At 64.1% G+C, this 26,604-nt stretch carries 25 protein-coding genes; 9 read left to right on the top strand and 16 right to left on the bottom strand.

Translation table 11 applies throughout. The features are described 5' to 3' along the window. Positions 1 to 125 precede the first annotated feature (125 nt). The 4 genes from guaB to FZZ93_RS07405 form a co-directional block, all read right to left on the bottom strand. Positions 126 to 1,595, bottom strand: a complete 1,470-nt coding sequence (gene guaB, locus FZZ93_RS07420; protein WP_149321691.1) for an IMP dehydrogenase — start codon at positions 1,593 to 1,595, stop codon at positions 126 to 128. A gap of 114 nt (positions 1,596 to 1,709) precedes the next feature. After that, positions 1,710 to 2,738 (bottom strand): ABC transporter substrate-binding protein, encoded by a 1,029-nt coding sequence (locus FZZ93_RS07415; protein WP_149321690.1) that lies wholly within the window; start codon positions 2,736 to 2,738, stop codon positions 1,710 to 1,712. After that, positions 2,738 to 4,138, bottom strand: a complete 1,401-nt coding sequence (locus tag FZZ93_RS07410) for a sensor histidine kinase (RefSeq protein WP_149321689.1) — start codon at positions 4,136 to 4,138, stop codon at positions 2,738 to 2,740. Before FZZ93_RS07410 ends, FZZ93_RS07415 begins: the two co-directional genes overlap by 1 nt. Further along, positions 4,135 to 4,803 carry a response regulator gene (locus FZZ93_RS07405; protein WP_149321688.1) on the bottom strand — a complete coding sequence of 223 codons (669 nt, stop codon included), beginning with the start codon at positions 4,801 to 4,803 and terminating at the stop codon, positions 4,135 to 4,137. Before FZZ93_RS07405 ends, FZZ93_RS07410 begins: the two co-directional genes overlap by 4 nt. Positions 4,804 to 4,935: 132 nt before the next feature. Between FZZ93_RS07405 and FZZ93_RS07400 the strand changes: the two genes are divergently transcribed. The 5 genes from FZZ93_RS07400 to xseA are packed head-to-tail and all read left to right on the top strand — an operon-like array spanning position 4,936 to position 10,398. Then, the gene (locus FZZ93_RS07400; protein WP_149321687.1) at positions 4,936 to 5,922 is read left to right on the top strand and encodes a Bug family tripartite tricarboxylate transporter substrate binding protein; all 987 of its coding nucleotides are present in this window, start codon (positions 4,936 to 4,938) and stop codon (positions 5,920 to 5,922) included. Then, entirely contained in the window at positions 5,919 to 6,365 is a 447-nt protein-coding gene (locus FZZ93_RS07395) for a tripartite tricarboxylate transporter TctB family protein (protein WP_149321686.1), read from the top strand. Before FZZ93_RS07400 ends, FZZ93_RS07395 begins: the two co-directional genes overlap by 4 nt. A gap of 12 nt (positions 6,366 to 6,377) precedes the next feature. After that, complete coding sequence (locus tag FZZ93_RS07390) at positions 6,378 to 7,892, top strand: tripartite tricarboxylate transporter permease (protein ID WP_149321685.1); 1,515 nt, start codon at positions 6,378 to 6,380, stop codon at positions 7,890 to 7,892. Between the two features lie 55 nt (positions 7,893 to 7,947). Then, entirely contained in the window at positions 7,948 to 9,000 is a 1,053-nt protein-coding gene (locus tag FZZ93_RS07385) for an AbrB family transcriptional regulator (RefSeq protein WP_149321684.1), read from the top strand. A 36-nt stretch (positions 9,001 to 9,036) separates the two neighbouring features. Beyond that, the gene (gene xseA, locus FZZ93_RS07380) at positions 9,037 to 10,398 is read left to right on the top strand and encodes an exodeoxyribonuclease VII large subunit (RefSeq protein ID WP_149321683.1); all 1,362 of its coding nucleotides are present in this window, start codon (positions 9,037 to 9,039) and stop codon (positions 10,396 to 10,398) included. Between the two features lie 53 nt (positions 10,399 to 10,451). Here xseA and glrR read toward each other — a convergent pair whose 3' ends face one another. The 6 genes from glrR to FZZ93_RS07350 form a co-directional block, all read right to left on the bottom strand. Further along, positions 10,452 to 11,843, bottom strand: coding sequence for a two-component system response regulator GlrR (glrR, locus tag FZZ93_RS07375; protein ID WP_149321682.1), 1,392 nt, complete (start codon positions 11,841 to 11,843; stop codon positions 10,452 to 10,454). A 14-nt stretch (positions 11,844 to 11,857) separates the two neighbouring features. Continuing rightward, positions 11,858 to 12,409 carry a hypothetical protein gene (locus tag FZZ93_RS07370; RefSeq protein ID WP_149321681.1) on the bottom strand — a complete coding sequence of 184 codons (552 nt, stop codon included), beginning with the start codon at positions 12,407 to 12,409 and terminating at the stop codon, positions 11,858 to 11,860. 1 nt (position 12,410) lies between these two features. After that, positions 12,411 to 13,889 carry a sensor histidine kinase gene (locus FZZ93_RS07365; RefSeq protein WP_149321680.1) on the bottom strand — a complete coding sequence of 493 codons (1,479 nt, stop codon included), beginning with the start codon at positions 13,887 to 13,889 and terminating at the stop codon, positions 12,411 to 12,413. A gap of 825 nt (positions 13,890 to 14,714) precedes the next feature. Then, the gene (gene argA / locus FZZ93_RS07360; RefSeq protein WP_149321679.1) at positions 14,715 to 16,028 is read right to left on the bottom strand and encodes an amino-acid N-acetyltransferase; all 1,314 of its coding nucleotides are present in this window, start codon (positions 16,026 to 16,028) and stop codon (positions 14,715 to 14,717) included. 224 nt (positions 16,029 to 16,252) lie between these two features. Next, a complete protein-coding gene (locus tag FZZ93_RS07355; RefSeq protein ID WP_149321678.1) occupies positions 16,253 to 17,518 on the bottom strand; it encodes an inorganic phosphate transporter in 1,266 nt (421 codons plus the stop codon). Positions 17,519 to 17,576: 58 nt separating this feature from the next. After that, positions 17,577 to 18,257 (bottom strand): TIGR00153 family protein, encoded by a 681-nt coding sequence (locus FZZ93_RS07350; RefSeq protein WP_149321853.1) that lies wholly within the window; start codon positions 18,255 to 18,257, stop codon positions 17,577 to 17,579. A gap of 108 nt (positions 18,258 to 18,365) precedes the next feature. Between FZZ93_RS07350 and FZZ93_RS07345 the strand changes: the two genes are divergently transcribed. Together FZZ93_RS07345 and FZZ93_RS07340 are read left to right on the top strand one after the other, a co-directional pair. Then, the gene (locus FZZ93_RS07345) at positions 18,366 to 19,232 is read left to right on the top strand and encodes a CYTH domain-containing protein (RefSeq protein WP_149321677.1); all 867 of its coding nucleotides are present in this window, start codon (positions 18,366 to 18,368) and stop codon (positions 19,230 to 19,232) included. A 26-nt stretch (positions 19,233 to 19,258) separates the two neighbouring features. Beyond that, complete coding sequence (locus FZZ93_RS07340) at positions 19,259 to 20,143, top strand: ion transporter (RefSeq protein ID WP_149321676.1); 885 nt, start codon at positions 19,259 to 19,261, stop codon at positions 20,141 to 20,143. Between the two features lie 59 nt (positions 20,144 to 20,202). Here FZZ93_RS07340 and FZZ93_RS07335 read toward each other — a convergent pair whose 3' ends face one another. Together FZZ93_RS07335 and chrA are read right to left on the bottom strand one after the other, a co-directional pair. Then, positions 20,203 to 20,982 (bottom strand): 5'-nucleotidase, lipoprotein e(P4) family, encoded by a 780-nt coding sequence (locus FZZ93_RS07335; RefSeq protein ID WP_187774485.1) that lies wholly within the window; start codon positions 20,980 to 20,982, stop codon positions 20,203 to 20,205. A gap of 125 nt (positions 20,983 to 21,107) precedes the next feature. Further along, positions 21,108 to 22,307 (bottom strand): chromate efflux transporter, encoded by a 1,200-nt coding sequence (chrA, locus tag FZZ93_RS07330; protein ID WP_149321675.1) that lies wholly within the window; start codon positions 22,305 to 22,307, stop codon positions 21,108 to 21,110. A gap of 261 nt (positions 22,308 to 22,568) precedes the next feature. On the opposite strand from chrA, the gene FZZ93_RS07325 reads away from it, so the two are divergent. Further along, positions 22,569 to 23,060, top strand: a complete 492-nt coding sequence (locus FZZ93_RS07325) for a phosphatidylglycerophosphatase A family protein (RefSeq protein WP_149321674.1) — start codon at positions 22,569 to 22,571, stop codon at positions 23,058 to 23,060. A 59-nt stretch (positions 23,061 to 23,119) separates the two neighbouring features. Here the strand turns inward: FZZ93_RS07325 and FZZ93_RS07320 are convergent, their stop codons facing one another. Next, complete coding sequence (locus FZZ93_RS07320) at positions 23,120 to 23,641, bottom strand: DUF192 domain-containing protein (RefSeq protein ID WP_149321673.1); 522 nt, start codon at positions 23,639 to 23,641, stop codon at positions 23,120 to 23,122. Positions 23,642 to 23,823: 182 nt separating this feature from the next. Continuing rightward, the gene (locus tag FZZ93_RS07315) at positions 23,824 to 24,729 is read right to left on the bottom strand and encodes a LysR substrate-binding domain-containing protein (protein ID WP_149321672.1); all 906 of its coding nucleotides are present in this window, start codon (positions 24,727 to 24,729) and stop codon (positions 23,824 to 23,826) included. Between the two features lie 122 nt (positions 24,730 to 24,851). On the opposite strand from FZZ93_RS07315, the gene FZZ93_RS07310 reads away from it, so the two are divergent. Next, complete coding sequence (locus FZZ93_RS07310) at positions 24,852 to 25,553, top strand: FMN-dependent NADH-azoreductase (protein ID WP_149321671.1); 702 nt, start codon at positions 24,852 to 24,854, stop codon at positions 25,551 to 25,553. Between the two features lie 90 nt (positions 25,554 to 25,643). Here FZZ93_RS07310 and FZZ93_RS07305 read toward each other — a convergent pair whose 3' ends face one another. Both FZZ93_RS07305 and FZZ93_RS18665 read right to left on the bottom strand, forming a co-directional pair. Continuing rightward, the gene (locus tag FZZ93_RS07305) at positions 25,644 to 26,375 is read right to left on the bottom strand and encodes a GntR family transcriptional regulator (protein WP_149321670.1); all 732 of its coding nucleotides are present in this window, start codon (positions 26,373 to 26,375) and stop codon (positions 25,644 to 25,646) included. Positions 26,376 to 26,469: 94 nt separating this feature from the next. Further along, positions 26,470 to 26,604 (bottom strand): pyruvate kinase alpha/beta domain-containing protein (locus tag FZZ93_RS18665; RefSeq protein WP_342780098.1); only part of this gene is annotated, 135 nt, incomplete at its 5' end.

Here is a 26,604-nt window from a genome sequence, read left to right as displayed (position 1 = left end):
GGCCACCGCCGTAATGAATTCGAGTGCCCGGACAAAGGCACTGCCGGAAAAGAGTGAAGAGGAAAGAGCGAAGAGGGAAGATGTTCTTCCTTCTTCTCCCTTCCCTCTTCCGTCTCGAGCGGGCGTTAGCCCGCTCGGTAGTTAGGGGCTTCCTTGGTGATCTGCACGTCGTGGACGTGAGATTCATTGAAGCCGGCACCGGTGATCTTCACGAACTCCGGCTTGGTGCGCATCTCTTCGATGTCGCGGCAGCCGGTGTAGCCCATGGAAGCACGCAGCCCGCCCATCATCTGATGGACGATGGCGCCCATCACGCCCTTGTAGGGCACACGACCCTCGATACCTTCCGGCACGAGCTTCTCGACGCCTTCGCTCTTGTCCTGGAAGTAACGGTCGCTGGAGCCCTGGGTCTGCGACATCGCGCCCATCGAGCCCATGCCGCGATAGGCCTTGTAGGTCCGGCCCTGGTAGAGCTCGACCTCGCCCGGCGCTTCCTCGGTGCCGGCCAGCAGGCCACCCACCATCACACAACTGGCGCCGGCGGCCACGGCCTTGGCCAGGTCGCCGGAGAAGCGTACGCCGCCATCGGCGATCAGCGGCACGTCGTAGGGCTTGAGCGCCTCGGCCACGTTGGAAACGGCGGTGATCTGCGGCACGCCAACACCGGCCACAATGCGAGTGGTGCAGATCGACCCCGGGCCAATGCCCACCTTGACGCCATCGGCGCCCGCCTCGGCCAGCGCCTTGGCGGCCTCGGCGGTGGCAATGTTGCCACCGATCACTTGAATCTGCGGGTAATGCTCCTTCACCCAGGCCACGCGATCGATCACGCCCTTGGAATGACCGTGGGCGGTATCGATGATGACCGCATCGACGCCGGCCTCGGCCAGTGCAGCAATACGATCCGGCGTCTCGGGGCCGGTCCCCACGGCGGCGCCGACCAGCAGGCGGCCGTCGGCGTCCTTGGCGGCGTGAGGGAAGGTGCGCGCTTTCTCGATGTCCTGGAAGGTGACCAGGCCACGCAGGCGGAAGTCATCATCCACCACCAGCATCTTCTCGACGCGGTGCTCCTGCATCTTGCCCTTGATGACGGACAGCTCGGTGCCCTCGGCCACGGTGACTAGCTTCTCGCGAGGCGTCATGATATCGGCCACGCTGTCGCCGTGATTGGGCTGGAAGCGCATGTCACGCTCGGTCACGATACCCACCAGGGTTTCCCCTTCCACCACCGGGAAGCCCGAGAAGCCATATTCCTTGGCCATGGCCAGCAAATCGGTCAGCTTGGCCTTGGGCCCGACGGTCACCGGATCCTTGACGATCACGCTCTCGTGCTTCTTGACCTTGCGCACCTCGGCAGCCTGCTGCGCGATGGTCATGCTCTTGTGGATGATACCGATACCGCCTTCCTGCGCCATGGCGATGGCCAGGCGAGCTTCGGTAACGGTGTCCATGGCGGCGGAAACGAGCGGGATATTGAGGAAGAGGTTGCGGGTCAGGCGAGTCCTGAGGCTGACGTCCTTGGGAAGGACATCGGAGTAGCCGGGTACGAGTAATACGTCATCGAACGTAAGAGCTTCTTGGGCCATACGTAACATAGTCGGCAACACCCAGTGCGCTGGTGGGAGAAGGGAGTGAAGTTAATCAACCATTATAACGCGGGCTATCGAATTCAGGCAATGTAGCGGTGTTTTCTCCCGCTTGCCTGCCCCTCAGCGACTGCGCTGGAACTCGCGACGCCAGCGCGCCATGAAAGCGTCGCGGCGTTGCGGATCAACGAACGCCAGTAACGAGGCATTGATCGGGATGGGGTACAACTGGTCACCGACCTGATCGCGCAGCCGCTGCGCGGTATAGGGCCCGCTCACGTCCGGCCGCACGCTGAACAGCGGCGTCTGCCCGGCCAGCACGCGCTGGCCGTCCCGGCTGAGCAGGAAGTCGACGAACTCGCCGGCCTGGCGTGGATGCGGGGCATCACGATGAATGAACGCCATGCGCATCATCACCAGCGAGTAATCCTGAGGGACCTGAACGATTACCTCGGGGTGATGCTGGGCCCAGACCATCGCGTAGGATCCCAGCAGGTTGTAGCCCAGCCAATAGCGGCCCTCGGTGATGCCCTGCAGCATGGCGCGGGTATTTTCCTCGAGGTGGGCATCGACGTTGCCCATGGCCGCGACCAGATCCCAGAAGCGGGGCGTGTAGCGCGCGTCCTGCTGGAACAGGGTATATCCCACGCCGCTGCGGGCCGGCGAATAGGTGGTCACCTTGCCGCGCAGCATGTCCTGCCGAGTGGTCAGCAGCGTATGCAGGTCGGCATGGGTCGAGGGCGGCATCATGTGTCGCGGCAAGTCGAGCCGGTAGGCCATGACAATCGGCTCGAAGGTGAAACCGAACACCTCGTCGCGCCACTTGGCCCAATCCGGCCATGCCCGCGCCTCCCGGGAATGCAGAGGACGCGCATAGTCCTGGTTGACGCGCGCCATCTGCCAAGGCATCGCGGAGCTGATCACCACGTCCGGGGCCGGGTCGCCCCGTTCGACCAGGGTGTCGACCTCAAGAGTCGAGCGATCATGAAACACCAGCTCGATGTCGGGGTGCGACTGTTCGAAGGCCTCGAGCAACGGCGCAACCACGCGGCGGTCGAGCGCGGCCTCGACGACCAGGGGCTCGGCGTCGACGACTTCGCTCACCGAAACCATCAGCAGACCGATACAGGCGACAAGGCTCCACGGCCGCATCAGCGTTCCTCCGGGCTCGACAGGGTCAAGCGCAGTGTCACACGGAGTCCTCGAGGCTCGCGATTGCTAACCTGCCAAGCGGCGCCATGTCGCTTGGCGATGGAGTCCACCACCGCCAGCCCCAGCCCGGAGCCCTGGGTGTCCTGACGTCCTCCGCGCTCGAAGGGATGGTGCAGGCGCTCGAGCAGGTCGGCCGGCACGCCGGGGCCGTCATCCTCGATGTAGAGGGTCGCCACCCGGGTGTCGATCTCGATGCCCAGGGTGATCTCGCTGCCCGCCGGCGTATAGCTCAGGGCATTGTCGATCAGGTTGCCCAGCAATTCGCGAAGCGCCCAGGACGCCCCTAGAATGGCGACCGGCGCGGCCGGCAGTTCGGCGAGTCCCAGGTCGTGCTCCCGGGCAGCATCCCGGCCGGCCCATTCGAGCGTCACCTCACGCAGCATGGCGGCCAGATCGAGGCGCGCCATGTCGCCATCACCGCCGACATGGCGCAGCCGAGCCAGGCTCAGTAACTGGCTGGCCAGGCGGCTGGTACGCGCGGCACCCTCGTTGACGTCGACCAGGGCCGACCGCCATGTCTCGGGGTCGTCCTGAGCAAGCGCCAGCTCGCTGGTGCTCTGCAGGCCGGCCAGCGGCGTCTTGAGCTGATGGCTGGCATCGGCGGTGAAGCGCAGCAGCGCATCGCGGCTGTCGCGCTGGCGGGAAAACAGGGTGTCGAGCGTTTCGGCCAGTTCGCGCAGTTCCTCGGGCACACGGGCATCCAGCGGCCCCATGTCATCGGCATCGCGGCGCCGCAGCAGTTGCCGAAGCCGGCGCATCGGCGTCAGCGCCACCCGCATGGCCAGCAGCATCAACAAGCCGGCCAGCAGCACCATGGCCAGGAAGCGCGTCACCGCACGCTCGAAGAGCTCGCCCGCCAGTGCCCGGCGACCGGCCATGGTGTGCCCCACCCAGATCTGCACCGGGTCCTGGGTCTCCCAGCCCGCCGAGTCGTATTCCCGACCGTACAGGCGCCAGTCTTCCCCGCGCCAGGTCACATCGCGCCAGAACGGCTCGCGGGCGACGTGACGCTGGTCGTCCTCGGCGATATCAAGTACCAGGTTGGCGGAAATGCGGCGCCCATCGGCATCCAGTACCGCATAGAACACTCGCTCCTGGTGCCGGGTGGCGAGGATCTGCAAGGCGGCCGCCGGAATTTCCAGCACCGGCTCGCCCTCCTGCCATTGCACCGATTCGGCGATGGTCAAGGCGGCGGCCTCCAGTTGACTGTCGTAGGCGCGCTGGGCCGCACGCTGAGCGCCGAGATACGCCTCGATCATCAACAGAGTGCCGAGCCCCGACACCGTGACCAGCAGCCATATCGCCAGCCGCCGTTTCAGCGAACCATCGACCTCGATCACGCTCGCTCTTCCTCGAGGCGATAGCCCAGCCCCCGAAAGGTGCGAATGCGCAGTCCACTGCCCTGCAGCCGCTTGCGCAGCCGACTGACATATACCTCCAGGGCATTCGAGCCCACCTCGCCAAAGCCGAACAGGCGGCTTTCCAGCATCTCGCGGGGGGCGATGTCGCCTGTCTGGGAAAGCAGGCCTTCGAGCAGCAGCAGCTCGCGACGCGGCAGCTCCAGCGGCGTTTCATCGAGGGTCACGCGACCGGAGGCCAGGTCGAAGCACAGCGGTCCCAGGCGTAGTTGGTTGTCGCTGCGCTGCTGGCTGCGCCGGAGCAGTGCCCGCACCCGCGCTTCGAGCTCGGCGATCGAGAACGGCTTGGCCAGGTAGTCGTCGGCGCCCAGGTCGAGGCCTCGCACGCGATCCTCCACGCCATCCCGGGCGGTGAGAATCAGCACCGGTGTCGTATCGCCACGCTCGCGCATGGCCTCGAGCAGCGTCAGGCCGTCGCCATCGGGCAGCCCAAGGTCCAGCAGCACTAGATCGAAACCACCCTGGTGCAAGGCAGCGCCCGCCTCGGCGCAATGCGTGAAGGCCTCCACGATGTTGCCGAGCGGGGTCAGGGCATTGTCCAGTGACCTGGCGATCAGGAGGTCATCCTCGACGACGAGCAAGCGCATGCGACCAAAGTCTCACAGGCTGATTCACGGCATGACAGGTTGATGAAAGGTAACGCCTCTAGGATCGCTCCGGTCATCTCCGATGGCGCCGAGGCCACGGCCTCGACCACAACAAGAGAACAGGAGTTCGCCATGAAGATCAACACGGCTCTACGCCACGCATCCTGCCTCGCCATGCTGGGCAGCCTGCTGCTGGCCGGCAGCGTGCAGGCCCAGTCCGAAGACACCGAATGCATCGCCCCGGCCAAGCCGGGCGGCGGCTATGACCTGACCTGCCGCCTGGCCGCCAACGGCCTGGAGGAAACCGGCCTGATCGATCAGCCGATGATGGTTACCTACATGCCCGGCGGCATCGGTGCGGTCGCCTACAACCATCTCAACGGCGTGCGCACCGACGACTCCAACCTGATCGTCGCCGCCAGCACCGGCGCGGCGGTCAACCTCGCCCTGAAAAAGTTCGGCGATTACAGCGGCGACGAGGTTCGCTGGCTGGGTGCGCTGGGCGTCGACTATGGCGCCATCGTGGTCAATGCCGACGCCCCCTGGGAGAACCTCGACGACCTCATGTCGGACATCCAGGACAAGCCGGGCGAGATCGCCTTCGGCGCCGGCGGTACCGTGGGCAGCCAGGACTGGATGAAGGCGGCACTGACCGCCAAGGCCGCCGACGTTTCCCCGCAGAAGCTGCGCTACGTCGCCTTCGAAGGTGGCGGCGAGGCCCTCGCTGCGCTGCTCGGCAACCATATCCAGGTCTTCACCGGCGACCTTTCCGAGCTCAAGTCACAGCTCGAGAGCGGCAAGATCCGGGTACTGGCCTCGCTGTCCGAGGAGCGCATGGGCGGTCCCTTCGCCGACATCCCCACCGCCGCCGAACAGGGCTATGACGTCCAGTGGCCCATCTGGCGCGGCTACTACATGGGCCCCGATGTCAGCGAAGAAACCTATTCCGCCTGGGTCGAGCGCCTGAAAGCGCTCTCCGAGGACCCCAAGTTCGCCGAACTGCGCAAGGCACGCGGTCTCTTCCCGATGTCCCGCTTCGGTGACGACTTCGATCAGTACGTCCAGCAACAGATCGCCAACTTCACATCACTGGCACAGGAAGTGGGACTGAGCCAATGAGAGTGACAGCCGACCGGCTGTTGGGTCTCGTTCTGCTCGGCCTGGCGGCGTTCGTCGCCGTCCGGGCCCTGCAGTGGCAGATTCCCTTCAGCTATGAACCCGTGGGCCCCAGGGCGTTTCCCCTGGGGCTGGCCCTGCTGCTGTCCATTCTGGCCCTGGTGCTGGTGATCAGGCCCGGCACCAATGGTGAGTGGCCGCATCGGGCCTTGGCAATGAAGCTGCTGATGGTGCTCGCGCTGCTGATGATCTACGCCGCGCTGTTCAGGCAGATCGGCTACATCCCCGCCTCGCTGCTGGCGGCAACGGTACTGGCCCGACTGTTTGGCGCGAGCTGGGGCAAAGCATTGATCACCGGTGTCCTGATGGCCATCGGCAGTTACTTCCTGTTCACCAGTGGCCTGGGCATCTCGCTGCCCGACGGCTATCTGGCGGGCATCGTCTAGAGGAGCGTCAGCATGTTCGACTTTCTGATTCATGGCTTCGCTGTCGCCTTGACCCCCATGAACCTGGGGCTGGCCTTCCTCGGTGCCCTGCTCGGCACCCTGTTCGGCTCCCTGCCGGGCATCGGTCCCATCAACGGCATCGCCATCCTGATGCCCCTGGCTTACACCCTGGGGCTGCCGGCGGAATCGGCGCTGATCCTGCTCGCCGGGATCTACACCGGCTCGGAATACGGCGGCCGCATGTCGAGCATTCTGCTCAACGTGCCGGGCGATGCCGGTGCGGTCATGAGTACCCTCGATGGCCACCCGCTGGCCAAGAAAGGCCTGGCCGGGCCGGCACTCGGCCTCTCGGCGGTCAGTTCCTTCGTCGGTGCCACCATCGCCATCATCGGCCTCACGCTGTTCGCCCCGCTGCTGGCGGAAGTGGCCGTGATGTTCGGCCCCGCCGAGTTCTTCGCCCTGATGGTGTTCGCCTTCGCGTCCATGTCGGTGATGATGGGCAAGGATCCGCTCAAGACCGCCATCGGCGCGATACTGGGCATCCTGATCGGCACCGTCGGCGTCGACTCGGGTACCGGCGTGATGCGCTACAGCTTCGGCATGGCCGAGCTCTACGACGGCATCGACTTCGTGGTGATGATCATCGGGCTGTTCGCCATCAGCGAGATCCTGCTGATGCTCGAACATGGCAACCGACGCGATGGCCAGGACGACAGCATTCCGCCGCTGGGTCGCGTCTTCGTCAGCCTCAAGGAAATCCTCGCCTGCAAGGGCGCCATGGGCCGCTCGGGCCTGCTGGGCTTCATCATCGGCGTGCTGCCCGGCACCGGCGCCTCGGTGGCCAGCGCGGTGGCCTACACCACCGAGAAGCGCATCTCCGACAAGGACGACACCTTCGGCCAGGGCGACATGCGCGGCCTGGCAGCACCGGAGGCCGCCAACAACGCCTCGGCGGCGGGCTCCTTCGTGCCCATGCTGACGCTCGGCATCCCCGGCTCCGGTACCACCGCGGTACTGCTCGGCGCCCTGATGCTCTACAACATCACGCCCGGCCCGATGATGTTCACCGAACGTCCCGAGGTGGCCGGCGGACTGATCGCCTCGCTGTACATCGGCAACGTGGTCCTGCTGGCCCTGAACCTGCCGCTGGCCGGCCTGTTCGCCCGGGTGTTGACCATTCCGCGCTGGGTGCTGGTACCGGGCATCGCCCTGCTCGCCTTCGTCGGCGTCTATCAGTTGCATTCCGATCTCACCGCCATCTACCTGATGCTGATCATCGGCATTCTCGGCTACCTGCTGCGCAAGCTCGGTATCTCGCTGGCCCCGGTGATTCTCGGCTATGTCCTCGGGGGGCTGATGGAGCAGAATCTGCGCCGGGCCCTGTCGATCAGCGGCGGCGACGTCGGTATTCTCTGGCAATCCGGCATCTCGGTGGGCCTGTGGATAGCGGCCGCCGCGCTGCTGGTATTGCCCTGGCTGCTGCCGAAGCTGCTCGCCGGCCGCACTCGCCATAACCGTACCGGCTGATGTACGCTCCGGGCCCGCCCGACGGGCCCGCCCCCTCTCGACTGGAGACCCCGACTTGCCCACCGCGCTCCCTGCCCTGCTTCGCTTCCTGCCCACCCTGGCGTTAGGCATCGTCGGTGGTGCTCTGGCCTTTGCCGTGAACCTGCCACTGCCCTGGCTGCTCGGCGCCATGATCGCCACCACGGCGGCGAGCCTTTCCGGCGTACGGCTACGTTCGCCGGGGCGAGGTCGCAAGGGCGTACTGGTCGTGATCGGCGTGATGCTGGGCACCGCCTTCACCCCCGGCATGACCGGTGATTTGGGCCTGTGGAGCCTGAGCCTGGCGGTAATGCTGGTGGCCACGGCGGTGATGATGGCCTTTTCGGTGTGGTTCTCGCAGCGGGTTGCCGGCCACTCCCGTGAAACCGCGCTGTATGCCGGCGTGCCGGGTGGCGTTTCCACGGTCACTCTGATGGCAATGGCCTCCGGGGCCGACCTGCGGGTCGTGGGCATGACCCATGCGGTACGCATCCTGGTGCTGCTGTTGGCCATCCCGCCGGTACTCCAGGCGATCGGCCATGTCGACCTGGCAGGTGCCACACCGGACCTGGCCCAGTGGCTGTGGTTACCCGGTGCTGCCGATGCGGCCTGGCTCGCCGTCGCCGGGCTCGGCGGTCTGTGGCTCGGGCGCCGCTTGCGCCTGCCCAACGCCCTGCTGTTCGGCCCGGCACTGGCCTCGGCGGCGCTGCATCTCACCGGCGTCACCCATGCGGCGGTGCCGCCCACGCTGCTCGCTCTTGCCCAGGTGATCATCGGCGTTTCGGTGGGCGTGCGCTTCGCCGGCACCTCGCTGGCACGGCTTGGCCAGACGCTGGTGATGGCCACGCTCCAGGCACTGGTGCTGCTCGTGATCGCCGTTCTCGCTGCCTGGATCGGCCACCTGCTGACCGGCTATTCGGCCGCCGCCGCCCTGCTCGCCTACATGCCCGGCGGTGCGCCCGAGCTGAGCCTGGTGGCGCTGACACTGGGCATCGACCCGGCCTTTGTGACCACTCATCACCTGATGCGCATCAGCGTGCTAGTGCTGCTCCTGCCGGCGTTGCTCAGGATGATGGCGGGGCGGGCATGATAGGCTAGGCAGCCCAAGCCATTGTCAGGACGGGCCATGTCATCCACCGCTGAACAGCCGCTCTCGGTCGAGGCGCTCAACCGCAACGCTCGCCAGCTTCTCGAAAGCGGGATCGGTGAGGTCTGGGTGGAAGCCGAGCTGTCCGGTGTCTCGCGGCCGGCTTCGGGGCATGTCTACTTCACGCTCAAAGATGAACGCGCCCAGTTGCGCTGCGCGCTGTTCCGCACCCGGGCTCGCTTCGTGACCGCACCGATGCGCGACGGGGATCGGGTCAAGGTGCGTGGGCGAGTCTCGCTGTTCGAGCCGCGTGGCGATTTCCAGCTCATCGCCGAGGCCGTGCAACCGGCCGGCGAGGGGGAATTGCTGGCGGCCTTCGAACGCCTCAAGGCCAAGCTGGATGCCGAGGGCGTGTTCGCCAATGCCCGTCCCCTGCCCTTTCCGCCCCGGCATCTGTTGGTGCTCACGTCCCCCACCGGTGCGGCGATTCGCGACGTGCTTGCGGTACTCGCCGCGCGCTGGCCACTGTCTCAGGTCACCTTGATTCCCGTACCGGTCCAGGGCCGCGAGGCAGCGCCGGCGCTGATCGCCGCCCTCGGGCTGCTCAATCGCCAGTCGATTCTGGACCCGGAGCGCGATGCCATCCTGATTACCCGGGGCGGCGGCAGCCTCGAGGATCTCTGGGCCTTCAACGACGAGCACTTGGCCCGAGCCATTTTCCACTCTCGTCTGCCGGTCATGTCGGCGGTGGGCCATGAGGTCGATGTCACCCTGGCGGATTTCGCCGCCGACAGTCGCGCGCCCACGCCATCGGCGGCTGCCGAACGGCTGGTACCGGATGCCGCCGCCCTGCGCCAGCGTCTGGTCCAGCTCGAGGAACGCTTGATCCGCTCGCAGCGGGCCCGCCTGGACACCCAGGGCCAGCGGCTCGATCACCTGAGGGCGAGGCTGCGTCATCCCGGCGAAGTGCTTGCCTATCGCCGCCGACAGCTCGAGCAACTGGAAGGTCGCCTGCACCGCGCCATGAACGCTGGACTGGCCGAACGGCGGGAACGCGAACGCCACCTGCGTCAGCGCCTGACGCTGCGTTCGCCACAACGGCAGGTGGAGCAGGCCGAACAACGCCTGACGCAGGCTGCCCGGCGGCTCCAGCAAAGCATGCCCCGAGCACTGGCGCGCCACCGCGAGCGACTCGCCGCCGTATCACGGGAGCTGCAGGCGGTCAGTCCCCTGGCGATATTGGGACGGGGCTACTCGATCCTCGAGACGCCCGACGGCCGAGTGGTCAAACGGGCCGAGGATACCCGCCCCGGCGCACGGCTCGAGGCCAGGCTGGGCGAGGGTCAACTGACACTCGAGGTCTTGCCACCATCGAGTGAGTCACCTGCCGGCCAAGGATAGATGGTTCGGGCTCTTTCCTTGAGCCCGTTTTCATCGAGCCCGCTCATCGGGCTTCATGCACGCTGGCTGTGGTCGGCGTTCGGCTTGAAGGTCGAGGGTTCGAGTTCGTGGCGGGCCAGCAACTTGTAGAAGTCGGTCCGGTTGCGGCCGGCGATCCGCGCCGCCTGGGTGACATTGCCTTCGGTGATCTTGAGCACCTTGATCAGGTAACTGCGCTCGAACCCGGCCCGGGCGTCATTGAAGGTCGGCAGGGCGTTCTCCTCGGCCACCAGCGCCTGGGCCACCAGCGCTTCGGGGATGATCGGCGAGCTGGTCAGGGCCACGCACTGCTCCACCACGTTGACCAACTGACGCACATTGCCCGGCCAGGCGCTCGAGGCCAGCAGGTTGATGGCCTCCTTGGAGAAGCCCTTGACGAAGGGCTTGTGGCGTTCGGCAGCCTGGGTCACCAGGTACTTGGCGAGCAGCGGCACATCCTCGGCGCGCTCCTTGAGCGGCGGCAACTTCAGGTTGACCACGTTGAGACGATAGAAGAGATCCTCACGGAACTCTCCGTCGTGCATAGCCTGACCCAGGTCACGGTGGGTCGCCGAGATCAGGCGCACGTCCACGGATACCGAGGCGGTCGAGCCGAGGGGACGAATCTGGCGCTCCTGCAAGGCACGCAGCAGCTTGACCTGCAGAGCCAGCGGCATGTCGCCGATCTCGTCGAGAAACAGGGTGCCGCCGTCGGCAGCCTGGAACAGGCCCTGGTGATCGCTGATCGCCCCGGTGAAAGCCCCCTTGGAATGGCCGAATAACTCGCTCTCGAGAAGTTGCTCAGGCAAGGCGCCGCAGTTGATGGCGATAAAAGGCTTGTCGGCACGCCGGCTGGCCTTGTGGATAGCGCCAGCCAGCAGTTCCTTGCCGGAGCCGGAGGGGCCGGTGACCAGCACGCTGACATCGGAGCTTGCCACCATCCTGGCCTGCTCGAGGATGCGTTCCATCTCCGGGCTGCGGGTGATGATCGCTTCGCGCCAACTGTCGTCCTCGCCGGACGCCGCCGAGGTGTGGGCCAGGGCGTCGTCGATCGTCGAGAACAGCTCGTTCCGATCGACCGGCTTGGTGAGAAACCCGAAAACGCCCTGGCGCGTGGCGCTGACGGCATCAGGAATCGAGCCATGGGCGGTGAGGATGATCACCGGCAAGCCGGGCAGGCGCCGCTGGATTTCCTGGAACAACGCCAAGCCGTCCATCTCGTCCATGCGCATGTCGGAAAGCACCAGGTCAGGACGCCCAGTATCCAGGTGCTTAAGGGCCTCCCGGCCACTCTCGGCGGTGGTCACTCGGTAGCCACGACTCTCCAGTCGCATCCCCAGTAGTTTCAGCAGGCTGACGTCATCATCCACCAGCAGGATGTGAGCCGTCTGGTCGGCATTGGCTTGAGAGTGTCCGGTCGAGATCATGTCGTGTCTCCGCGTCATTCGGTCCGCTGTCGCGAATTGATGTTTCGCTCAATATCGGTCAAGGCATCGAGCTTTTGCGTCAGTGCCTCCTTTTCTTCCGCCAGGGCAGTACGTGACTGTTCGCTGTCGGTCAGGCGATGCTGTTGATCACGACGCCTTTCAATCTCGTTGAGCCAGTAGCGCAGCAGCGGTTGCAAGCGCGGCGGTGCCGCGTGCAGATCGGCCTTGAACAATTCGGATGCCTGCTTCCATTGCGATGGCGGCCCCCAGGACAGCACCACGGCCCGGGCCAGGCGCGTCTCGGTCCGGGAGCCGACGAGCCGCTCGCTCATACGTTCACGCCACTCGCCATCGCCACGCTGAGAGGCCAGGCCGAAGGCCACCCAGTCCCGCAGCAGGCAAGCATCATCGACGAAACTGGGCACTTCGGCGTAGCAACTCGGCGTCTCGTCCTGGGCTACGGTCGGGGGCCCCGGCACATCATCCCGGGATGACTGCTCGGGTAACCACTGACACCCCGCCAACCAGGCAGCAGCCAGGCAGACGGTCAAGGCTCGTGCGTTCATATCATCCGTTCCTTGCGTCCGTTCCCGCCAGCGCGGGTACTGTTTCTATCTCGTTCTCATCCATGACAGGCAGCGTCAAACGGAAACACACCGACAACCTGTCCTCGACCAATTCCAGCGTACCCTGCTGCAGACGCGCGCAGTCGGCAGCCACCGAAAGACCAATCCCGGAGCCCTTCAATGCCCCCTTGCGGCGAATGCGCCCTTGATAGAAGGCCTCGAAGAGGTGCGCACGATCCTCGTCGGGAATCGACTCGCCACTGTTGGCAACTTCGAGCACCAGAGAGAACTGGGTGGTACGAGCGCGAATTTCCAGTTCGCCTCCATCCTCGCCATAGGCCACGGCGTTGGAAATGAGGTTATCGAGGATTCGCCCCATTGCGATGCGATCGATCCGCCAGGTCACGGGGCCATTGAAACACTCGACCCGCATTTCCTTCTGCTGCAGTGCCAGCCGATGCTTGGCCAGCACCTCCTTGGCCACCGTTGCTAGATCAAGACGTTCGAGTTCGAGGCGCCGGTTGTGCTGCAGCAGGTTATAGTCGAGCAACTGTTCGATGAGATGCTGCAGCTCGCTGCCGCTGGCATCGATCAGCTCGAGTATCTCGCGCTGATGTTGGGTCAATTCGCCAGCCACGCCATCAGTAAGCAACGCCGATCCTTCGCGCACGCTTGCCAGGGGCGTCTTCAGCTCATGAGACATGTGACGCAGGAATTGCTGTTTCTGTTCCTCCAGCTCGTCGAGCCGGGAAGAGAGCCAGTCCAGCCGCTCATCCAGTTGCACAAGTTCGGCGGGCCCCTGCACGGGCGTCTTGCGCTGATTCTGGCTACCGCTGCTAATACTCAGAATGTGCCGCTCGAGCTGACGGATCGGGCGGATGATCAGACGCGTGAAGAGCAGCATCAGCAGCAGGCTGGCCGACACCAGCGCCGCCGTCTGCCACCACAGCCGCGTCTGTACCGCCTCGGCCCGGGCGCGAATATCGTCAAGTCGTTCATCGATGCGCTGGTTGGTGGCCTGTCGCATCGCCTCGGTATGCTCGGCGAACGGCAGGAAAGCCGAGAGCCGCTCCTGAAACTGCTCGACAGGCAGGCCGGGCAGCTCGGCGAGCTCGTCCAGTTGCTCGCTGAGTGCCGCGACATCCGGATCATCGGGTAGCAACTCACGCTGCCTGGCCAGCAGACGACGAAATTCCGCCAGGCGTTCGTCGTAGATATCGAGCAGGCTCTCCTGCTCGACCACCGCATACTGGCGGGCGGAACGTTCCAGCTCCAGTGCCAGAGCGCCCAGAGTACGGGCACGGCGGGTTTCTTCCACCGCTTGGCGAGCACTGACATCGGCCAGGCGCGACAGTTCAGAAAGCGCCTGACCGGCCTGGAACATCAGCACGGCCAGCGGCAGCATCACCATGAGAAAGGCCAGCAACACCAGCTGCAGCAAGGAGCGTGGGCGCCAGCGACGGGAAACGGCTGAAGTCATAGCCAGCGTTCTGTTGAAGAAAGTGAAAGGAAGCACCATCGCTCTTGCTCGAGAATACCAGAGTTTCGCCGGCCAGCCTGCAATACATCCCCCTACGCCTCATCGCGAATGAACACGCGCAGCAAAAAAAAGGCCGGCAGAGCCGGCCCAATACGCAGGGAACTGAAGGGTTGGAAAGCCGCTCGATCGACTGGCCTGATCCCGTCCGCCGATCGACTCTCCATGGGCCTGGGAAGGCCCTCGAAGCCACCCGAAGTCCGTCTGCCACCAGGGGCCGGTCATCGAGTGTCAGGTGGCGAACCACCCTGCTTCGATCCTGGCATCGCCGCTTCAAAGAGCGCCGATGCGCGATTCATCCCCCATCTCGGGGGAGGCGTCCATGCCAGAGCATCCTTGCCCTTTTCGGTACACGTCCATGACGTTGTCGGTACCGTCTCATCGCAACCTAAAGTCACACATCGCTGGAGCAGACGTTGGCCGCTTTGAGGCCGAGCACACAGGGCAGTGTTGTCACATGCCTCGCGGCGACCGGAGAACGATTCGAGCCGTATGAATCGTTTTCCGTTTGCTCATCCCATGTATTGCCATATGCATGCCACAAAGACAAAAATCATTTATTATCAATAAGATAAAATCACTGCCTAGTGCAACATCTCTGCCACCCAGCGATATTTGCGTCACTGCCCCTCAAATAACGTCGCCGTATCGCGACGCTAATCGAACGGATGTGAAAAAGTACATTGATAACAACAAATTAAAGTGTCGCCTAGAGGCGACAAATAAACGCATTGAAAGCATGGAGAATACGCAAGGATGCCGCTGTCCTCAGACGAGCGGCTTGATCAGCACCTTCGACTGCCTGGCGTGGTTGTAGGTATCACGCTTGAGAGGCGGCAGATCGGCGAGGTCGGCGGTACCGAAGCCGTGCTCGAAGAACCAGTGCGCCGTATGGGTGGTCAGGGCAAACAGCGAGTCCAGCCCCAGCCGACGGGCACGACGCTCCACCTCGCCCAGCAATAGATCTCCCCGCGAGCCACCGCGATAATCGACATGCACTGCCACGCAGGCGAGCTCGCCCATGCTGGCCTCGCGAAAGGGATGCAGGGCGGCGCAGCCGATGATCATGCCGTCGCGCTCGATGACGGTATAATCGTCGATCTCGTATTCCAGCCGCTCCCGGGAGCGCGGCACCAGCATACCGCGCCGCTCCAGCGGCTCGAGCAGCTCCAGCAGGCCACCAATGTCCGCGATCTGGGCGGCGCGCAACTGCTCGTAGCGGTGCCGGGAGATCATGGTACCCACGCCGTCACGAGTGAACAGCTCCCCAAGCAGGGCATCGTGATCGCGCCACGACAACAGGTGGGTACGCGCCACACCGTGGCGGGCGGCGGCACAGGCCGCGCCCAGGTGGCGGTGGGCTTCATCGCCGGGCGAAGCCTCATCGAACCACGCACTCGCCTCATTCGGCGTCAACTGGCGCTGCAACTGTCCCTGGGTATCGAACAGACCGGTAGCCTCGCCGAGCAGAATCAGCTTGTCGGCCGCCAACGCCGTGGCCACTTTCTGAGCCACTTCGGCGGCGTCCAGATCGAAGACCTCCCCGGTACTGGAGTAACCCAGCGGAGGCAACAGCACCAGCGAGCCGTGCTCCAGCAAGCTGGTGATCGCTGTCTCGCGAACCCGGCGCACCTCGCCGCTACGCACGAAATCGACCCCATCGCGCACGCCCAGCGGCTTGGCCATCACCAGGTTGCCGGAAACGGCGGTCATCTCGACGCCATGCAACGGCGAATTGGGCAGCCCCAAGGAAAGCCGCGCCTCCAGCCACAACCGCTGCTCGGCGGCAACCCGCTCGACCCGTTCCATGATCGCCTCATCCGCCACCCAACGCCCATGATGGCGGCGCGGCGTGATCGATGCCGCCTCCAGGGCGGCATTGACCTGAGGGCGAATCCCCAGCACCACCACCAGGCGAACTCCCAGAGTGTGCAACAGCGCCAGATCCTGGATGAGCTGTTCGCCACGCCCCTCGGACACCGCCTCGCCCTCGATCAGGATGACGAAGGTTCGTCCTCGATGCGCATTGATGTAAGGCGAGGAATTGCGAAACCAATCAACGAAGGGGAAACGAGTATCCAAGGCCGCGCTCCGGCAGCAGGTGAAAGAAAATGCGAACCTTGACTATATCAAACACGCGAGCGGGAAGAGATAAGAACGGCGCTACGCGCCTTTAAGAAGGAAGAAGGAAGAAGGAAGAAGGAAGAAGGAAGAAATGGTGCGCCCCCGGGGCTTGGGACGCCAAGGCTCTTCTTCCCTCTTCCAGTCGCGAAGCGACGTTCTTCGCTCTCTGGCAAAACCGGAGGTTAACCAAACATCCCCTTGAACATGAAGAAGAACATGATCGCTAGCGCCGCGCCCGCCGGCAGCGTGATCAACCAGGACATCACAATGGTGCCGATCACTCGCAGGTTGAGCGCTGCCATACCGCGCGCCAGGCCCACGCCGAGCACCGCGCCGACCAGGGTGTGAGTGGTGGAGATCGGCAGGCCAGTACCGGAGGCCAGCACCACGGTGGTGGCAGCGGCCAGGGTCGCGGCGAACCCGCGGCTCGGTGTCAGCTCGGTGATGCCGGTGCCGACGGTGGCAATGACCTTGTGGCCATAGGTCACCAGGCCAACGACGATACCACCGCCACCGAGCATCAGGACCCACCAGGGCACCAGGGCTTCGCCGCCGACATTGCCGCCGCTCTCCACGACACTGATCACTGCGGCCAAGGGGCCGACGGCGTTGGCCACATCATTGGAGCCGTGGGCGAACGCCATGGCGCAGGCAGTGAACAGCATCAAAACGCCGAAGACACGCTCCACGCCCCCGAAGCCGAAGGCATCATCCTGGCGCTTGCCGGCACCCACGCGGCGTTCCCGCATGATCCCAAGCCCCGTCAGGGCCAGACCGATCAGCACGGAGTACAGGAAGCTGGCACCGAAGCCAAGCTCGAGGCCGATATGCTTGAGCCCCTTGGTGAAGGTCACCATGGCGACGATGAAGCCGACCAGGAAGACATACATCGGCACATAACGCTTGGCGGCAGCGAAGGGGTCGCTATTCTCGAAGATCAGGTACTGGACGGACCTGAACAGCATGAAGGCAATGGAGCCGGACATCAGCGGCGAGACCACCCAACTGGCGGCGATCTGGCCGACCTTGGCCCAGCCGATGGCGTCCAGCCCCAAGCCGGCCATGGCAAAACCGACGATGGCACCGACGATGGAATGAGTGGTGGAAACCGGCCAGCCACGCATCGAAGCGATCATCAACCAGGTCGCCGCCGCCAGCAAGGCGGCCAGCATGCCGTAGACCAGCAACTGGGGATCGTCCTGCAGCATGGCCGGGTCGATGATGCCCTTGCGGATCGTATCGGTGACCTCGCCGCCGGCCAGCCAGGCGCCGAGGAACTCGAAAATCACGGCGATGATGATCGCCTGCTTGATGGTGATCGCCTTGGAACCCACCGAGGTCCCCATGGCGTTGGCCACGTCGTTGGCCCCGACGCCCCAGGCCATGAAGAGGCCGAATAGACAGGCAAGAATGATGAAGATGTCGCTATGTTGCGCGATGATCGACATAGGACGAGGTCCCTTCTGCGGTCAGTAGAGTGGCGGATGATGATCGGGGAAATCCCGATCAGTTGGCCGTCATGATCTGAAGGCGACTGCCAACGCGCTCGGCGCGATCGGACAGCTCACCGACCCAGTCGATGATCTTGTAGAGGAACATCACGTCCACCGGCGGCAAGCTGTCTTCCAGCGTGAACAACTGGCGCCGGATGGCAATCTGCTGACTGTCGGCCTGCTGCTCCAGGGTGTGGAGCTCGCGAATCAGGTTCTGCATGACATCGGAGACATTGCGACCGAAGCCGGATTCGAGCAGGTCCTTGAGCTCTTCCAGCGCTTGGCGCGCCTGGCCCACGCAGGCCACTGAGGTCCGCATGTAACCGCGCATGGGCTCGGCGAGTTCTTCCGGCATCTGCATGCTGCGACCCAGCATGATGCCGGTGATGTCGCGAACCTTGTTGGCGATCTTGTCCTGAACGCTGATCAGGTCCAGCAGATCGGAGCGCGATACCGGCAGAAACATGGTATTGGGAAGGTTGAGACGTAGCTCAGTCTTGAGCTCATCGGCCTCGTGCTCGAGACGCGTGATGGTCTCGCGATGAACGCCGGCTTCCTGCCAGTCGCCCTGGAGCGTGGCTTCGAAGAACGGCAGCAACTGTTCCGCGCAATCGTTGACCTTGACGATATGAGCCAGCAACGGCTGGAATGGCGAACGGCCAAACATCGCGGAAAAAGGATTGGTTGTCACCATGGGCATCTGAACACTTGGAAAATGGCGGCGTTAGTATAGTGACTGACCACCCATGAGTCATGAAAAATTCATCTACATTTCACCTTTCCAATACGAGGCAAGCAGGTCATGGCAAGCGAAATCGAACTCAAGCTGGCCCTCGGCGCGTCGGGGCCGGATGCCCTGCGCCGCCATCCACGGCTCACGGTCCTGCCCTCACGGGTCAGCCGATTGGGCAACACCTACTTCGACACCCCCGAGGGCGATCTGGAAGCCACACGATGCGCCCTGCGCCTGCGCCGCGATGGCGAGCGGCTGCTGCAGACCGTGAAGACCCGGGGTCAGGGCGGAGGCGGCCTCTCGAACCGGGGCGAATGGGAATGGCCGGTGGAAGGCCCCGGACTGGATCATGAAGGACTCGCCGAGATTCCCCCCATGGCCGCATTCGGTCAGGATGTCCTGGCACGACTCGAGCCGCGTTTTGTCACCGACTTCACCCGCGAGACCTGGTTGGTGGAAGACGACGATGCCGTCATCGAAGTGGCGCTGGATACCGGCGAGATCCAGGCCGGCGAACGCACGGCCTGGATCCGCGAGCTGGAACTCGAGCTCAAGCAAGGAGCGGAGAACGCCCTGCATGCACTCGCCGCCACCCTTGCCGAGCATGTCCCCCTGCGCCCTTCAGACACCAGCAAGGCGGCCCGGGGCGGCGCCCTGCTCCTCGGGCAGTGGCAGCTGCCCGAGGGCGGCAGCCCCGCTGCCTGGCTGCATCGCGCCAGCGTCGCCCTGGATGCCCTGAGCGATACTGGCGACCCGGCCTGGCGCCGCGAAGCGCAAGCCGCCTTCCAATGTCTGGCGGAACTGGGCGATGATACTGCGAGCGACGCCCTCTGGCTGGCCAAGGCCCTGGACGACGATACCTGGCTGAACGAAGCCTTCGGCGTCCATGCACTGTCCCTGTCACGCAAACTACCCGGGGACGCCGCTCTCAGCTGACCTCAACGACAAGGACGACGCCCGCCGTGAGCCACCTCAAGCCTGCCTCGGAAGGTCTGCGTACACGAATTTTCCAGATCATCTTCGAATCCGACACGCCCTCGGCCAAAGCCTTCGATATCGCCTTGATCGCGGTGATTCTGTGCAGCGTGCTGGTGGTGATGCTGGAAAGCGTCGTGCCGCTGCGCGAACGCCATGGCAGCTTGTTCTACTGGCTGGAGTGGAGCTTTACCCTACTCTTCACCTTCGAGCTGGCGGTACGTCTCTACTGCCTGGAGCGGCCCTGGCAATATCTGCGCAGCTTCTACGGCATCATCGACCTGCTGGCCATTCTGCCGACCTGGCTGGCGCTGGTGCTGCCGGGCGCTCAGTCGCTGGTGGTGGTCCGCTTGCTACGCGCCCTGCGGATATTCCGTGTGCTGCGCTTGATGGAATTCGTCGGCGAGGGGCGTCTGCTGCTCGACGCCATGAAGCGCAGCGCCCGGCAGATATTCCTGTTCCTGTTCACCGTCTGCATGCTGATCACCATCTTCGCCTCGCTGGTCTACCTGATCGAACCCGCCGAGGCCGGCTTCACCAGCATACCCACCTCGATCTACTGGGCGGCGGTCACCCTGACCACCGTCGGCTACGGCGACATCTCGCCAGTGACGCCGCTCGGCCAAGCCATCTCGGTGATGATGATGCTGATCGGCTACTCGATCATCGCCGTGCCCACCGGGGTATTCTCCGCCGAGGTGATCCGCTCGATCCGCGCCGACCGCTACTCCGACGAGGCCTGCCCCGGCTGCGGGCACGATCGACACGAGAAGCGCGCCAGCTACTGCCTGCACTGCGGCACCTGGCTGGACGAAGAGACACCGGACCCGAGAGCCGAAAACGACGATGCGCCTCATGACGACAAGACATGAGGCGCATCTTGGGAAACAGCTTCCCTAGACACCAGCCTTACGAGCCGGCGGGTCTGTGATCACTCAGTTTCGAGTGGCGCATCCCAGGCGTCGAGCTCGGCTTCGCTCCAGTCGCCATAGCCGGCGTTGGGGAAGACGATCCAGTCGTCGCCGAATCGCTCGGCGTTTTCCTCGACCAGGCGACGCTGCCCTTCGAGATCCGCATCGGCGAATTCGCCGGAGAAATCATGCAACGAGTCGCCGAGCTGCATCACCAGGGTGTGGTTCTCGACGACCTTGGCCCGACGCTCCGCCTTGGGCGGTCCGAGCAGCATGACGCTGTCTTTCGATACCTGGGGCAGCTCCAGGGCTTCGAGGCTCGCGATGGTATCGGCCTCGTTCTCCTGATAGCGGTCGGAGACATAGAAGATATCCACGCCCTGCTCGTCGGCGAACTCGAGGAAGTCCGCAGCACCGGGAATCAGGCGCGGCTCGCCCTCACGTTCCCAATGCTTCCAGGTATCCCAGGTGGTGTAGTCATGGCATGCCTGCATGTCGCGAGCCAGCAGGACGCTGTTATCGAGCACCGTCTCGTCCAGATCGGTGATGATCGCCAGGTTTGCGCCTTCTTCATGATCGGCGATGGCCCGCTCGAGACGCAGAGTGGCCAGTGCAAAGCCCTGACGCTGCAAGGCAGCAACCTCGGCGGAACGCTGCTGATAGCGAAGCCCCATGGAATAGGCAGCCTGGGCACAGATGGCATCGCCATCGGTTGCCTCGTCGGAGGCGGCACTGGCGACTGGCGCCGCACCGGCGAACAGGGCAGCGGCGAGCAGTGTATTGCGGCCGAACAGCATCATGAACATCTCCTGCTTGGGTGATCTCGAACAACGCTGCCTGAATCTCCGGGCAGCTCGATCACGCTTTGTTATCGAAAAAAGGCCAGACGATCATATTTTATTTTCATTGGACGTTCAAATTAGCACTACAAGGTAATGAGAACACCGCCACCCGCGAGGATGACCACCACCACCCAGGCGGGCAGTTTCCATACGCCGAGCAGGAGAAAGCCGCTCAGCGCCAGGGCGAACTCGTGGGGGCCGAGAATGGCGCTGGTCCAGACCGGTTGATAGAGGGCGGCCCCCAGGACGCCCACCACGGCGGCATTGGCGCCGCGCATCAGCGCCTGAGCACTGTCCCAGCGACGGAATCGATTCCAATGCGGCAGCACCGCCACCAACAGCAGCATCCCGGGCAGGAAGAGCATCACCAGCGCCAGGGCCGCACCGAACAGGCTGCCGCCGAGCGGCGTCATCACCGCTCCCAGATAGGAGGAAAAGGTGAACAGCGGTCCCGGCACGGCCTGGGCGGCGCCATAGCCTGTCAGGAATTCGTCCGCACTGACCCAGCCGGATTGCACCACTTCGGCCTCCAGCAGCGGCAACACCACATGCCCGCCGCCGAATACCAGGGCGCCGGCACGATAGAAGGCATCCATGACCGCCAGGGCCGCGGAGGGACTGGCCCAGGCCAGCAGCGGCAAGCCGAGCAGCAAAATGACGAAGACGCCCCCCGCCAGATACCCGGCACGGGCCGAGACGGGTAACACCAGTTCGCGCACGTCGGTCTCGGCGTGAGATCGACACAACACCATCCCTGCCAGAGCGCCGATCACGATGGCCGTGACCTGCCCCAACGGCCCGTTGACCAGCATCACGGTGAACACGGCGGCCAGGGCGATGCCAGCGCGCCGGCGGTCGGGGCACAGGCTACGCGCCATGCCCCAAACGGCGTGGGCAACGATGGCCACGGCCGTCACCTTGAGACCGTGAATGATGCCCTGGCTGACGGGCCCATCAAGCTTGGCGGCGCCCATGGCGAACAACACAAGTACGATGGCCGAGGGCAGCGTAAAAGCCGTCCAGGCCGCCGCAGCTCCCCATGGTCCGGCCCGCATCAGGCCAAGGGTAAAGCCAACCTGACTGCTGGCCGGCCCCGGCAGAAACTGGCACAGCGCCACCAGGTCGGCATAGGTCTGCTCGGTGAGCCAGCGGCGACGTTCCACGAATTCGGAGCGAAAATAGCCAAGATGGGCAATGGGGCCGCCGAAAGACGTCAGGCCCAGCAACAGAAAGGCGAGGAAAACTTCCTTGGTACGCTCGACAGAACGTGAGGCATCCGACATCGAAAGGGCTCCTGTGTCTGTTCATGGCGCGGATAGGCCTCTCGGCCTCGACGGCAGATCGCTGCCCCTGGCCGTCAACATGCCCATGATCGTTCACGAAAATCGATAGCGGATCTTCGTATCATCGGAGAAAACATATCCCGCAATACCGGTTCATCCGCCTCCATGGCATCCCCAACGGGATACTCCACAGACGACAGAAACGCAGATGATTGATATCAAGAAAATGTTGCAGGCCGATAAAGCGAGGACAAAGAACTAATGATAGAAGGCACGATGCTATTGCTCGCCACCGGGCTCGGACTGGGTTGGCTGCCCTGGGCACCGGGAACGTTTGGCTCGCTGCTCGGCATTCCCCTGGCCTGGTGGCTGCTTGGCCGCCCACTTCCCCTGCAGTTCATCACTCTCGTCCTGCTGCTGGCCATTGGCGTACCGCTCTGCCACTGGGCCTCGATATCGCTTGGCGGGGGCGATGCCTCGGCGATCGTCGCCGATGAGATTCTGGCCTTTCCGATCGTGCTGCTGGGCCTTGCAGGGGCACGCCGTCCCTGGATGATCGGGGCGGCATTCGCGCTGTATCGACTGTTCGATATCACCAAGCTCCCCCCCATCGGCCACATCGAAGCCATCGGCGGCGGGCTGGGGATCATGCTGGATGATGTCGTGGCCGCCCTGTATGCCTGGCTGGTGCTCGCCGTGGCGATCGCACTATGGCGGCGCCATGCCCGGAATGATCATGCAGGCTCCATGTAAAGGTCGCTCGACCATTCCGGATGCCTGGCCGCCCCGGTGCTGGCCAGGCGTGGAGCGGCTCAATCTTGACGACAGGTTCCGCCGTTGCGCTCAGGCCAACTCAGGCAATCACCGACGTCGATTCCCTTGGCCTCGAAGTAACCAGCATTGACCTCCAGGGCAGCGTGATAGGGCCGCGAGGGGCGCGTCACCGGGCAGGCACTCGGCGAGGTGGAGCGACAGGGCTGCATGTGATGGATGTCGTTGATACGCCCCTCGGCATCGAGAAAGGCGATATCCAGGGCAATACGCGTGCGATACATCCAGAAACCGTTCGCTGCAGGCTGGATATCGTCATAGAGGAACAGCATGCCGGCGTCTTCTGCCAGCATATCGCGCTCCATCAAGCCCTGGTTGCGGTCGGCAGCATTGCGCGCCAGTTCCACCGTCAACCGGTGCGGCCCCTGTGCGCTGTGAATCGTCAGCGTCGTGGTGGGCAACGTCGTAGCGGGCAACGCCGAGGCTTGGATACCGGGTTGCCACAGGCCCAGCAGCGGCAAGAGCGCCATTCCCTGCAGCAGTCGGCGACGGGTCGGGTTCATGGCGGTCCTCTCAATGACTGACGATGGCTGAAATACGAACGCTCGAGCAGGACACGATGCCTTGCCCACCAGCTCCGATTGGATCAAGTAACGCAATGCTCCAGAAGGAATCACTGTAGCCGACGGTACGGCTATCTGGAAGATACGCTATCTCCGGACGGCGGCCGGGCCCGCCGGGCTCCTTACCCGCCCGTTGAACACAGGCCACCCGGCACCTGCATCACCCAGTCGCGAATGGCAAGGATAATGGGGTCATTACGGCGGCTCTCGGGGTAGACCAGATAGAACGGCTTGCCTTCCAGTTCCGGCCCGAAGGGCTGCACCAATCGCCCTTCCGCCAGTTCGTCGGCGATCAGTGGACGGCTCATCAGCGCGACGCCCTCGCCCCCCACCGCAGCGGAGATGGCGTGGGTTTCGTCGGAAAATACCAGGCCAGCGCCGACATCGAGATCCGGCACACCGGCCTGCCTTTGCCAGCCGGCCCAGTCCAGCGGCGCTATCGAGACACCCTGAGGGCGAAAATGGATCAGCGGTTGTGCCGGCAGTTCCGCCACATCGTTCAGAGCTAGATGCGGACTGCAGGCCGGAATGAAGATGTTATCGAAGAGTTTCTCCGCCACCAGCCCCGGCCAGTGGCCATCGCCGTAGCGGATGGCCAGGTCGGCCGTCACGCCGTCCAGCGCGACGGGCTCGTGGGAGGCGTGGATACGCAGATCAATGTCCGGATACGTATCGCGCAGCATGCATACCCAAGGCAACAGCCAGCGCGCCGCGACCGCAGGCGTCGTGGAGAGCGTCGCTGCCTGACGAGCCGGCACCGTCTTCAGCCGTTCGACGACCTCGCCGATACCGTCGAAAGCGGACTCCAGAACCCGGAACAGCTCATCCCCTTGCCGGGTAAGCACCAGTTGCCGGGGCTTGCGAACGAACAGTGTCACGCCGAGTGATTCTTCCAGCCCTCGGATATGGTGGCTGATGGCCGTGGCGGTCACGGACAGTTCCTGTGCTGCCTGCTTGGCGCTCTCGTGCCGGGCAGCCGCTTCAAATGCCCTCAAGGAGGACAGCGAGGGTAATCGACGAGGACTCATGACTGAACTCAGCTCATCTCAACATGCAAGAAAAGATCGTTTGTTGCCCACATGCCATGATTCTAGGCTGACTTGGCCACTGAAAGATACCTGAACCAAACTCACACTAAGGGGCAACAACCATGACTCATATTCTGCACCTCGACGCCAGCGCTCGCCCCGGCCGTGCCGGCACCGACGAACACGGCTCCATCAGCCGCCGACTGACGCACCGATTCGTCACCGGCTGGAAAAGCCGGCACGCGCACGACACCGTCACTTACCGAGATATCGGCGCCGCCCCGCCCTCCTTCATCGACCAGCCATGGATTCAAGCCGCCTTTACCCCAGCGGCGCACCGCTCACCCTGGATGGCGGAGGTGCTGGCCGAAAGCGACCAGATGGTGGACGAATTGATCGCGGCCGACATCCTGGTCATCGGGGCGCCGCTCTATAACTTCGGCATGCCGGCAACACTGAAGGCCTGGGTGGATCAGGTCGTGCGCCTGGGCCGTACGGTGGATTATGACCCGAGTCAGCCGGAAGATCCGTTCATCCCGCTGCTGGCCGAACGCCCTCGCCACGCCATCATTCTATCGTCCCGAGGGGAAAGCGGTCTTGGTCCAGGCGGGCCTCTGGCCCACATGAATCACCTGGAACCCAACCTGGCCACGGTACTGGAATTCATCGGCATCACCCGAATCCACCGCATTGCCGTCGAGCATCAGGAAACAGGCGGAGAATTGCTGGCAGACTCCATCGACGCGGCGGAGCGCGATGTGGACGCACTGATCGCTCACCTCGCGCCGGCCTTGCACACCGCGGAGCAAGAAGAACCGGCCTGAGAGACATCAGGCCGGCTTGGATATCGACTGGAGACTGGAGAGACGATCCAGATACTTCTGAAAAGTCGGCGAACGAAGGTTAGACAATACTCAAGTCTGTTCGGCAGTACGCCCCAGGATCGACATCAAATCGATGCTGTTCTCGCGGGGGCGCAGGTCGAGCAAGGCCTCGAGGCTGTGCAGATGCTCGTGGATGCAGGTGCGCGAGGCTTCGCCGTCGCCCTTGCCGAGCCGGTCGAGCAGGCGTGGGTGATCGTTTTCCAGATAGCAGGATGCCAGGCTCGGACGCTTGTAGAGTGCGATGACGATGGAAGTGCGCAGCACCAGGTCGGTGAGCATCGCGCCCAGCACCCGGTTGGGCGAGTGTTCGGCCAGCAGGTGATGGATCGTCAGGGAGTGCTCGATCCGCGCCGGCTCGTCGCCGCGTTCATAGGCCTCGGTTTCCAGTCGCGCCTGGGTTTCCAGGGTCGCCATGATCTCGTCATCGAGTTGCCCGGCCAGTTGCGCGGCCACTTCCCCTTCGACCAGGCGGCGCGCTTCGAAGGTCTCGCGGGTTTCCTCGATGCTCGGCGCACGCACCCGAGCCACCTGGTTGGGCCGTTGATCGACGACATGCTCGGAAGCCAGGCGCGTCAATGCCTTGCGCACGACCGAGCGACTGACACCGAACACCTCACCCAGCGTCACCTCCGGCAACTTGGTATCCGGCGGCAGACGCTGCATCAACACCGCGCGTCTGACCTTCTCGACGATATCCTGGTCGCTGATACGACCGCCGGCCTTGACCTCGGCCAGCATCTCCTTGTGCCAGGCGTTATTCATGGATTGTCTCCCCGGGATTGCCTGCCGAGACCTTCGCATGTTTCACGCCTGCTGACCACAGTCGCCCCCAACTTTGTATACAGTTTTCCGTCATTCAGCCGGCACCGTGGCCATCGCCCACATCGAGGATCTTCAGGGTATTGGTGCCACCATGGGCATTCATGTGATCGCCGCGGGTCAGGATCACATGGTCGCCCGGCTCGGCGATGCCCTGGGCCACCAGGCGCTC

The organism is Halomonas eurihalina, from assembly GCF_008274785.1.
In the GTDB taxonomy this organism is placed as follows: Bacteria; Pseudomonadota; Gammaproteobacteria; order Pseudomonadales; family Halomonadaceae; genus Halomonas; species Halomonas eurihalina.
Note: the sequence above shows the minus strand (reverse complement) of the source record. Positions and strands in the feature narration are given on the sequence as shown.